This window comes from Gammaproteobacteria bacterium, assembly GCA_013151035.1.
Lineage (GTDB): Bacteria > Pseudomonadota > Gammaproteobacteria > JAADJB01 > JAADJB01 > JAADJB01.
In genome coordinates this window covers 1-9,392 of record JAADJB010000046.1, presented here as the reverse complement: position 1 = coordinate 9,392, position 9,392 = coordinate 1, and the positions used below count along the sequence as shown (strand labels likewise).

The window sequence follows — 9,392 nt, the reverse complement described above, 5'->3', positions numbered from 1 at the left end:
ACCTGCACCTGCACCTGCACCTGCACCTGCACCTGCACCTGCACCTGCACCTGCACCCAAATCGAGTTCTAAAAAAGAGGCTCCTGCCTCAGCCAAGCCCAAGGCAGAGGTTACGGTACGCGTTGATACCAGTCGTCTTGACGATATCATGAATCTGGTTGGGGAATTGGTGCTGGTTAGAAATCGTTTATCCACATTAAAATCAGATATGAGTGAAGATGTATCCAAGGCGGTTGCCAGTTTGGATATTGTGACAGCTGATTTGCAATCTTCAGTAATGAAGACGCGCATGCAACCGATCAAGAAAGTATTTGGGCGTTTTCCACGAGTGGTTCGGGATCTTGCGCGTGCCTTGAATAAAGAGGTTGTTCTGGAATTACAAGGCGAAGATACGGATCTTGATAAAAATCTGGTCGAGGCACTCGCTGATCCCCTGGTGCATCTGGTGCGTAATGCAGTTGATCATGGTGTTGAGATGCCGGATGATCGAGAGGCCATAGGCAAAACCCGTTCTGGTACCGTGGTGCTGGCGGCTGAGCAGGAAGGTGATCATATTCTACTGTCGATTGAAGATGATGGTAAGGGGCTGGATGCTAATGCATTGCGTCAATCCGTCGTGTCAAAAGGCTTGATGGATGAAGAGGCTGCTAGACGTTTGGAAGAACATGAATGTTTTAATCTGATCTTTATGCCTGGTTTTTCAACTAAGGAAGAAATATCTGATATTTCTGGTCGTGGTGTCGGCATGGATGTGGTTAAAAACAGGATTAATCAACTCAATGGTGTGATTGAGATTACTTCGGTTAAGGGTAAAGGCTCTCGCTTCAGTATTCGTGTGCCGTTGACATTGGCGATTATGCCAACGCTGATGGTCTTGTTGGGTAACCAACCCTTCGCCTTGCCATTGGCTAGTGTGAATGAGATATTTAATCTGGATTCATCACAGACTAATGTAGTGGATGGTCAGCTAGTGGTAATGGTCAGGGAAAAGGCACTGCCGTTGTTTTATTTGCGCGAGTGGTTGGTGGGTAGTGGTACGGCATCAAGTGATGATGAAGTTCATTCCCATGTTGTTATCGTGAATGTAGGTGGTCGACGTGTCGGCTTTGTTGTCGATCAATTGATTGGGCAGGAAGAAGTGGTTATTAAACCACTGGGTGCCTTATTACGTGGCATGCCAGGTTTTGCCGGCGCAACAATTACCGGTGATGGACGTATCGCCTTGATTCTTGATGTACCTAGTCTGGTAAAGGCTAACGTGCACTAGGATGGCTGCTCGAGTTCTGGTTGTTGATGATTCAGGGTTTTTTCGGCGACGTATTGTTGAGATTTTGAATAGTGATCCTCGTATTGAGGTGATTGCTACCGCTGTCGATGGTAAGGATGCTATCCGCAAGGTTGCGGAATTTAAACCGGATATTGTGACAATGGATGTCGAGATGCCGGTGATGGATGGCATTACTGCCGTTCGGCGTATTATGGCAAGCAATCCAACGCCTATTTTGATGTTATCCTCTCTTACCTATGATGGTGCCAAGTCGACGCTTGATGCGTTGGAAGCGGGTGCGGTTGATTTTTTACCCAAACGTTTTGATGAAATATCGCAGGATCAGGAAAGTGCCAAAAGGGTATTGCGTGCCCGAGTACGTCAGTTGGGTGCCCGTGGTTTAACCGCAAAAGTACCCGTAAGTAGTCGTTCATCGGCGTCTACAGCGCAGGTAACAGCGAAGCCTGTACAATATAAAAAAAGCAATAAACTGGTGGTTATTGGTAGTTCAACGGGTGGTCCCGTTGCCTTGCAGAAGGTTCTGGTTGGATTACCACAGGATTTCCCAACACCCATCTTACTGGTTCAGCATATGCCCGGGAGTTTTACCGGGCCCTTTGCCGAACGTCTTAATCAGCAATGCAAGATTACTGTGTGTGAGGCAGTGGATGGTGATGTGCTTAAGGCCGGCACAGCCTATCTAGCTCCAGGTGGCCGGCAGATGAGTTTGGTGCAGGAAGGTGGGTTGGTAAAGATAAAGATTTATGATGCTGATGCCAGTATGCATTATCGCCCCTGTGTTGATTTGACCTTTGAATCGGTTGCCAGCATTCATCCTGGCAAGGTGTTAGCCTTGGTCTTAACCGGCATGGGTGCGGATGGTAGAGAGGGTGCGCGCAAACTAAAACAAGGTGGCTCGACGGTATGGACACAGAATGAAGCCAGTTGCGTGATTTATGGTATGCCTATGGCTATTGTTGAAGCTGGACTGTCTGATCATGAGATTGCCCTGGATAATATATCGACTGAACTGGTTAAGGGTGTATAGGGAGCAGGGTTTGTGGATATATTGAGTGTCATTGGTATCATCCTTGCCTTTGGTGCCATTATCGGTGGAAACTTTCTCGAAGGTGGACATCTCTCCGGATTATTGCAGTTAACAGCATTTTTGATTGTTGGTGGTGGTACCGTGGGCGCGATTATGCTTCAGGTCTCAATGCCTGTTTTTTTGCGTTCAATGCAAATGCTATCCTGGATTATTATCCCGCCTAAACTTGACCAACAGGATACGGTCGACAAGATTGTTGACTGGAGTAATATTGCGCGTAAAGAAGGCCTGTTGGGCCTTGAAGGTATAATAGAAGATGAAAATGATGCCTTTGCGCGTAAGGGTGTGCAGATGCTAGTGGATGGTAATGAGCCTGAATCAATTCGAGGTATACTGGAGATTGATATCGATGTGGTAGAGCATAATGATACCCAGGCAGCCAAGGTTTATGAAGGTATGGGTGGGTATGCGCCTACCATTGGTATTATTGGTGCGGTAATGGGGTTGATTCACGTGATGAATAACCTGGCAGATCCAGCCAAGCTGGGCGGTGGTATTGCGGTTGCCTTTGTTGCGACGATTTATGGTGTAGGATTAGCAAACTTGTTTTTTTTGCCGATTGCCAGTAAGTTAAAAAGTCATGTTCACTATCAGACTTCCTTACGCGAGATGATGTTGGAAGGGATTGTTGCCATTGCCGAAGGTGAGAATCCGCGTAATATCGAGATTAAACTGCAAGGGTATTTGCAATAAACCGGAGGTTTCCTTGCGGTATGTCCAGAAACTCTCCAGGTAGATATATGATGCGTAAAAAGAGGCAGGAGGCAGATGAGAACCATGAGAGATGGCTGATTTCTTATGCTGATTTTATTACCTTGTTGTTTGCCTTTTTTGTCGTGATGTATTCGGTTTCTTCTGTTAATGAAGGCAAGTATCGTGTCCTGTCGGACTCGGTAAGTAATGCCTTTAGTGATTCAATGAAAAGTATGGAACCTATTCAGGTAGGTACCTTGATGCGTATACCTGCCAAGGTGAAGTTTCAGCAAGATCCTAAGGCTAATTTAATACAAAGTTCCAATATACCATTGCCGAATCAGCTTCCCTCTCGAGGAGAAGTGAGGAAGCAGACCGATATAAAGGAAAATATAGATAAGGATGATATAGGCAAAGATAAGACTATAGATAAAGATAACGGCAAGGGTCCGGGAGAAGGCGGCGAAAAGGATTCGGCGGTGCAGAAGATGGCCGATGATATTGAAGATGCAATGGCTTCCTTGATTGATGAGGATTTGATTAGTGTTCGTCGTGATGACAAATGGATTGAGGTGGAGATTAACTCCAGTATCTTGTTTCTGAGTGGCAGTGCGGTCTTGTCGGTAGAATCATTACCTGTGTTGAGAGATATTGCCGAGATCCTGAAGGCCTTTCCTAATGAAATAAAGGTAGAAGGTTTTACTGATGATATTCCCATTAATACACCCGCTTTCCCTTCAAACTGGGAGTTATCAGCTAGTCGAGCGGCAAGTGTCGTGCATCTGTTTACTAAATATGGAGTGGCCCCGAAGCGTATGTTAGCTATTGGCTATGGTGAATACAGTCCGATTGCAGATAACACAACTGAACAGGGACGACAAAAAAACAGGCGCGTAGTATTGCTATTGGTGGGTGAAGATGATGTTAGACGGCAAGCAGATATCACCCCGGATATTATTCTCCCTCCGATCATTGAAGAGGTTAATGTTCAATGAAGATATGGGCGGTTGCTAATCAGAAAGGCGGCGTAGGCAAGACTACGACTGCCGTTACTCTAGGAGGATTATTGGCTGGGGAAGGCGTGAAAACCCTGTTGGTTGATCTCGATCCTCATGGTTCATTAACAACCTATTTTGGTAATGACCCCGATACCATTGTGAGTTCAGTTTATAACTTGTTTCGGATTGATCAAAAGATTACAGCGAGAGATATCCTGTTACCCACTCGATTTGAAAATCTGAGTATACTGCCATCATCAACCGCGTTGGCGACTCTTGATCGTCAACTGGGCAAGCAGGATGGTATGGGACTGGTCGTTGCTCAGGCGCTGGCTGAATTAGCGGGTGAATATGATTATGTATTGATGGATTGTCCACCGATATTAGGTATGTTGATGGTGAATGCATTAGCGGCATGTAATCATTTGATTGTTCCTGTACAAACCGAGTTCCTGGCGTTAAAGGGACTGGAACGAATGCTGCGTACACTGAAAATGGTACAGCGTGCACGAGGGGCTGAATTATCCTATACTGTAGTTCCTACTTTATTTGATCGCAGAACTCGGGCCTCGCGTGATACCTGTGCGGCCTTGCGGGATCAGTACAGTGAGAATTTATGGTCAGGTGTGATTCCTGTCGACACGCAGCTTAGAGAGGCGAGTCAGGCGGGTGTCCCCTTATCCATGTATAAACCCTCTTCCAGGGCAGTTGTAGCTTATCAGGAGTTGTTAAATAACCTTGATGGACGCGACCCAGAGATAGAACAGGTACAGGCACAATGAAAAGATTGGATGATCAGGATGATGTTGTGCTGGAGCAGCAACTAGCGCTGGGATCTTACCTGCAATCATTACTGACCCCACAGGTTGCCGATGTTGTGGAAGAGGTTCCAGCGATTGTAGAAGTGCCCCAGCCTGTTGTTGAAATAGCGTTAGCACCTGTTATAACACCCGCCCCTCCCGTTATAGCTGAACAACCGGTCGAAGTGATCGTTGTTGAACAGGCGGTCTCTACTGTTATAGCGCCTAGTGAAGCTGAACAAAAAGCAGAACCCGAGACCCAAACTCAGGGGGATGAGCATACGGTACCTGCCTGGGGGCAATCAACGTTTGAATGCCTGTTATTCAAAGTGTCGGGTCTAACGATGGCGGTACCATTGATAAAATTGAATGGGGTGTTGGTGTGGCAGCCCGAGGACGTTACCCGCATGCCGGGAAGTCGTTCCTGGTTTTTGGGCATTATTACCAATCAGAATAAAAAGGTTAAGTTGATTAACACGGCAGAGATAGTCATGCCTGTGGGTAGGGATCATAGCCCTGTTCAGGATTGTGGGCGCATCCTGCTAGTCGGTGATGGTGAATGGGGGCTGGTGTGCAATTCAGTCGTTGAGGTGGTTGCGCTGGAAACGACAGCAGTTAAGTGGCGTTCAGCACGAAGGAATCGTCCCTGGTTATCAGGTACGGTGATTCAACAAATGTGTGCATTAATGGATGTTGATGCGTTTATTAGTAGTATTCAGGGATAGAAAAGGTAGTAAGTGGCATGAATTATGCTTTATTCTTATAATATATGGAAAATCGTCTACTATTTGACGATTATTAACAGTAATATAAGTCACTCATACGGTAGAACATTTTTTAATAAGAGGTAAATATGGCTGAGGTGGATGAAAATAGTACGGGTGAAACACGTCGTTTTGTGACTTTTCAATTGGCTGATGAAACCTATGGCATTGATGTGATGACAGTTCAGGAGGTCTTACGAGTTAGTGAGATCGCCCCGGTACCTGGCGCACCGAATTATGTGAATGGTATTATTAATCTACGTGGTAATGTGGTGACAGTTATTGATACCCGCCAACGCCTGGGTCTGATGTCGAATGAAAATGATGATGCAACCCGTATCGTTATCATTGAGTCTGATAAGCATGTCATTGGCATGATGGTTGATAGTGTTGCTGATGTCGTTAATGTGCAGACCTCCGATATTGATGTACCCCCTAATGTGGGAAATGATGAGAGTTCAAAGTATATTAAGGGTGTCGTTAGCAGGGATTCAGGTCTGTTGATTTTGATGGATGTAAACAGATTATTAAGTGATGATGAGTGGATGGATATGGTCGGTTTCTAACAGACTGGTGATCAGGGTGATATTATGGAACAAACAATTATATATGCTGTAATTACGGGTATTATTCTGGCATTTGCTGCATGTGCCTATCTGTTGCTAATGTTTCGTTCTGTACGTGAGCAACAGCAAGCTATCGCGAGTGAGCTAGGGCATCTTAGAAATGATCTTGCTGCCTTGTGCAAGGCCTCGGCTGGTGCCGGCAATCGAGTGGTTGGTGCGGAACAGAAACTGCGCCGCTTAATTGAACGTCAGGATCAGCTGGAACTGAGGAATGGCAATCAAAAATCGTATAGTCAGGCGATACAGATGGCACAAAGTGGTGTGAGTGCCAAAGAACTGGTGCTGAATTGCGGTATCACCCAGGGCGAGGCCGACCTGTTAACGATGTTACATGCTGTGCCCAAAGCCGGGTAGGGTGCGTACTACGCACCATTTGTTGTCATTCCCGAAGACACTGTCGTCATTCCCGCGCAGGCGGGAATCTTGTCTGGTAAAGTTCGAGACATGCATCACTCCTCTCTATCAGAGACACGCCGTGAATATATCCATGTAGGCTCCATGCCCGCATCCCTCGGCAACTGCTCCATGCGTTGCTCTACCTCCTGCATCCATGCAGTCGTGCGGGCAAGGGTCTCTGTTAGAGAAGAGTAATTCCTGTCTCTTGAGTTAATGGGGCGGCAGTGATTAGTTGTAAATAATGTTTGTGAATAAGGAGAAACGATATGTCTAATAATTTTAAACCAAATGAATTAAGATTAATCAATTCTCTTATTCTTGATCCTGACTTTAAGATTCTTCAGGCATATAACCAATCTGTTAGTAGTTTTCAATTAAATAAAATCTCTGAAATAGAACATAGTCGTATGATTCAGTGGATATTAAACCCGAATGAATCACATGGGTTAGGTACTACTCCACTTAAAACTTTATTAAATGCTTGTTGGTATGAATTGGTTGATAAAAATATAAAGCCTGCTTTTTTTGATGTTTTAGATATTACACCGATAACAATTTCACAGATGTCATTAGAGTCAGTTATTTCATTTACGGAATTTACTGCTGATAATTATGGCCGTGTTGATATACTTTTGATTTTGCCTGATGATGATATAGCTATTGTTATTGAAAATAAATATGGGGCTGGAGAAAGTGGTGATCAGCTTGCAAATTATCGTAAGTGGGGTGATGAAAAATTAAAAGAATTTGACGTTTTATATTTGTATATGGATTTTATGGAAAAATGGACAGGTAAAGCCGATGAGCAATGGATAAAGATATCCTATGAATGGCTAATAGATACTTTATCTTATGCCATTAAAGAACCTCATGTTCCTGAGCGTATTAAGCAAATAATCACGGATTATCATAATGAAATAGTAGATGATTGTTTATTGTCTGATCCTCATTATGAGAATGTTAGAAGGATCTATCATGAATTTAGTCAAAAGCATATAGAAGCATTGAAAATATTAGATCGTCATGAAATATATAATATGGATTGCCAGGATTATTTATCTGATATACAGGAAAAATGGACTGATGACTTGCGTATTAAACATTTGTGTTTTGTAAATGAAGATGTTTTTGAGTTGCTAAGAGAGTCCAGTATAAATGAGGCTTTAAATAATTTTTTGGAAGCTAATGAACCCAATATAACTATTGAGTTTACTAGGAAATATATAAGTATTCATCATGATAAATGGCGTGTTATTCAAAAAGATAAACTTGGAAAGTGGTGTGTTTATTTGCATTTTGAAGAAGCCAAGACGTTTGAAGATGATTCCTTAAAAAATGAGTTGCCTTGTTTTAATCTTAAGTTGGTTTTCCATTTTATTAATTTTAATGATGAAAAGTTTGAGGTTATCGAGAATATCTGGGGTAAATATTTTACTGGAAACAAACTTAATAAAGAAAATCTAGGTAAATATAAATCGATTAGATTACAAAACAATATATCTAAGGATAAATACGATATGCTAGATATCGTGCGTAAATATATTAAAGAGATAAATTATTTTTTTTAAATTTAACCCTCTATTTTTCATGCTGGATGATGCCAGTTACCCTTCGAACTTAGAGAGTATTGTGTGGGTTGTTAAGGTTAAAAATAAAGGTTACAAAGGGCGGGTTAGGCCTTTTATTCGTATTTTTCCGGATCAAATCCTTCGGGAACCCGACCTGAAACATAGTAGGTAAAGGCGATAATCTCGGCAATGGCAATATAGAGATTTTCCGGGATCTCATCCCCCAGGTTAACCTGGGATAAGACCCGAACCAATTGCTCATTCTCTTCAATGGCTATGTTATTTTTTTTCGCGATCTCCAGGATTTTTTCTGCAATATCGCCCCCACCCTTGGCGGTGACACGAGGGGCTTCTTCTCCATCATAGTGTAGGGCAACGGCGAGTCGAATAGTGGCGGGTGCTGAGGGTTTATTCATGCCTGTTCATCAATGAGTGAACGACCAGTCTGTGGCATCGTGGATGATGTGGTTGATTTAATACCTTGCTGGCAAGACAGGTCGGCGGTATCCAGTCCGGCATTATCCAGTTGCTGCCGTAGTTTGGGTAAGTATTGATTAAATATTTCCGCTGAAAATGGATGCTCGGCTGAAAAATGGCTTGAAATCGTATCATTGTTGAGTACAACCCGAGCATGAATAGCACCCAGTTTGGGTAGATTAAAGGCTAGATTGATTGCCCATTGGTTGGCTTTGTTGTGTTCAACGCCATCACTAGCATCTTTGTCTTCCTGTTTAATGCGAATATCCCACAGGTCAGTTTGCTGGTTTTTTTGCAAGGGTAATTCAAATAGCCACTCGGGTGTTCGTTCTGTCCCTTGAGGGAGGGCGGCCAGTTGTTGTAATTGCATTCTGGCTAGCGTGGCCTCGACCTGTTGTTGTAGTTGTGTTTGTAATAAAGGTAGATTATTAAGTAGATTGGGCTGGGCTTGAACCCTGACCTGGGCGTAGGGTTCGGTACCGGGTAGTGGCGGTGGTGTTGATGTGCTCCTACCCGGGATATTGGCTGTTGTCGTCGTTTCGTTTGGGGTTGCGGCAGGTGTGCTTGCTGCCGGTGCGGTTGTCGTTGTTGTGGCAGCTGTGGTTCCAGCCGGTGCGGTTGTCGCTGTTGTGGCAGCTGTGGTTCCAGCCGGTGCGGTTGTCGTTGTTGTGGCAGCTGTAGTTCCAGCCGGTGCG

At 44.1% G+C, this 9,392-nt stretch carries 11 protein-coding genes and 1 pseudogene (1 of these 12 running past the window's edge); 10 read left to right on the top strand and 2 right to left on the bottom strand.

What is annotated here, in order from left to right; all coding sequences use genetic code 11:
• The 10 genes and pseudogenes from GXP22_10415 to GXP22_10370 all read left to right on the top strand — a co-directional run.
• Positions 1–1,267 (top strand): annotated as a pseudogene (locus GXP22_10415) (chemotaxis protein CheA); it begins 759 nt to the left of the window's first position.
• Position 1,268: 1 nt separating this feature from the next.
• Complete coding sequence (locus GXP22_10410; protein ID NOX09876.1) at positions 1,269–2,315, top strand: chemotaxis response regulator protein-glutamate methylesterase; 1,047 nt, start codon at positions 1,269–1,271, stop codon at positions 2,313–2,315.
• A gap of 12 nt (positions 2,316–2,327) precedes the next feature.
• Positions 2,328–3,068 carry a flagellar motor protein gene (locus tag GXP22_10405; GenBank protein ID NOX09875.1) on the top strand — a complete coding sequence of 247 codons (741 nt, stop codon included), beginning with the start codon at positions 2,328–2,330 and terminating at the stop codon, positions 3,066–3,068.
• A 47-nt stretch (positions 3,069–3,115) separates the two neighbouring features.
• The gene (gene motD / locus GXP22_10400; protein ID NOX09874.1) at positions 3,116–4,063 is read left to right on the top strand and encodes a flagellar motor protein MotD; all 948 of its coding nucleotides are present in this window, start codon (positions 3,116–3,118) and stop codon (positions 4,061–4,063) included.
• Complete coding sequence (locus GXP22_10395) at positions 4,060–4,848, top strand: ParA family protein (GenBank protein ID NOX09873.1); 789 nt, start codon at positions 4,060–4,062, stop codon at positions 4,846–4,848. Before motD ends, GXP22_10395 begins: the two co-directional genes overlap by 4 nt.
• Complete coding sequence (locus tag GXP22_10390) at positions 4,845–5,591, top strand: chemotaxis protein CheW (GenBank protein ID NOX09872.1); 747 nt, start codon at positions 4,845–4,847, stop codon at positions 5,589–5,591. Before GXP22_10395 ends, GXP22_10390 begins: the two co-directional genes overlap by 4 nt.
• A gap of 128 nt (positions 5,592–5,719) precedes the next feature.
• On the top strand, positions 5,720–6,196 hold the full coding sequence (locus tag GXP22_10385; protein NOX09871.1) for a chemotaxis protein CheW: 477 nt from the start codon (positions 5,720–5,722) through the stop codon (positions 6,194–6,196).
• A gap of 24 nt (positions 6,197–6,220) precedes the next feature.
• A complete protein-coding gene (locus GXP22_10380) occupies positions 6,221–6,610 on the top strand; it encodes a DUF2802 domain-containing protein (GenBank protein NOX09870.1) in 390 nt (129 codons plus the stop codon).
• Between the two features lie 69 nt (positions 6,611–6,679).
• The gene (locus GXP22_10375; GenBank protein ID NOX09869.1) at positions 6,680–6,847 is read left to right on the top strand and encodes a hypothetical protein; all 168 of its coding nucleotides are present in this window, start codon (positions 6,680–6,682) and stop codon (positions 6,845–6,847) included.
• Positions 6,848–6,918: 71 nt separating this feature from the next.
• Positions 6,919–8,220, top strand: a complete 1,302-nt coding sequence (locus GXP22_10370; GenBank protein ID NOX09868.1) for a PD-(D/E)XK nuclease family protein — start codon at positions 6,919–6,921, stop codon at positions 8,218–8,220.
• Positions 8,221–8,333: 113 nt separating this feature from the next.
• Here GXP22_10370 and GXP22_10365 read toward each other — a convergent pair whose 3' ends face one another.
• Both GXP22_10365 and GXP22_10360 read right to left on the bottom strand, forming a co-directional pair.
• Positions 8,334–8,636, bottom strand: coding sequence for a type III secretion protein (locus GXP22_10365; GenBank protein NOX09867.1), 303 nt, complete (start codon positions 8,634–8,636; stop codon positions 8,334–8,336).
• The coding region (locus tag GXP22_10360) for a flagellar hook-length control protein FliK (protein NOX09866.1) at positions 8,633–9,392 on the bottom strand (760 nt) is incomplete at its 5' end. The genes GXP22_10365 and GXP22_10360, both read right to left, overlap by 4 nt.

Bases quoted from the DNA above. Each gene is read 5' to 3' on its own strand.
- GXP22_10380 (NOX09870.1), top strand. From the start codon at position 6,221: ATGGAACAAACAATTATATATGCTGTAATTACGGGTATTATTCTGGCA.
- GXP22_10395 (NOX09873.1), top strand. From the start codon at position 4,060: ATGAAGATATGGGCGGTTGCTAATCAGAAAGGCGGCGTAGGCAAGACT.
- GXP22_10390 (NOX09872.1), top strand. From the start codon at position 4,845: ATGAAAAGATTGGATGATCAGGATGATGTTGTGCTGGAGCAGCAACTA.
- GXP22_10410 (NOX09876.1), top strand. From the start codon at position 1,269: ATGGCTGCTCGAGTTCTGGTTGTTGATGATTCAGGGTTTTTTCGGCGA.
- GXP22_10385 (NOX09871.1), top strand. From the start codon at position 5,720: ATGGCTGAGGTGGATGAAAATAGTACGGGTGAAACACGTCGTTTTGTG.
- GXP22_10370 (NOX09868.1), top strand. From the start codon at position 6,919: ATGTCTAATAATTTTAAACCAAATGAATTAAGATTAATCAATTCTCTT.
- motD (NOX09874.1), top strand. From the start codon at position 3,116: ATGATGCGTAAAAAGAGGCAGGAGGCAGATGAGAACCATGAGAGATGG.
- GXP22_10365 (NOX09867.1), bottom strand. From the start codon at position 8,636: ATGAATAAACCCTCAGCACCCGCCACTATTCGACTCGCCGTTGCCCTA.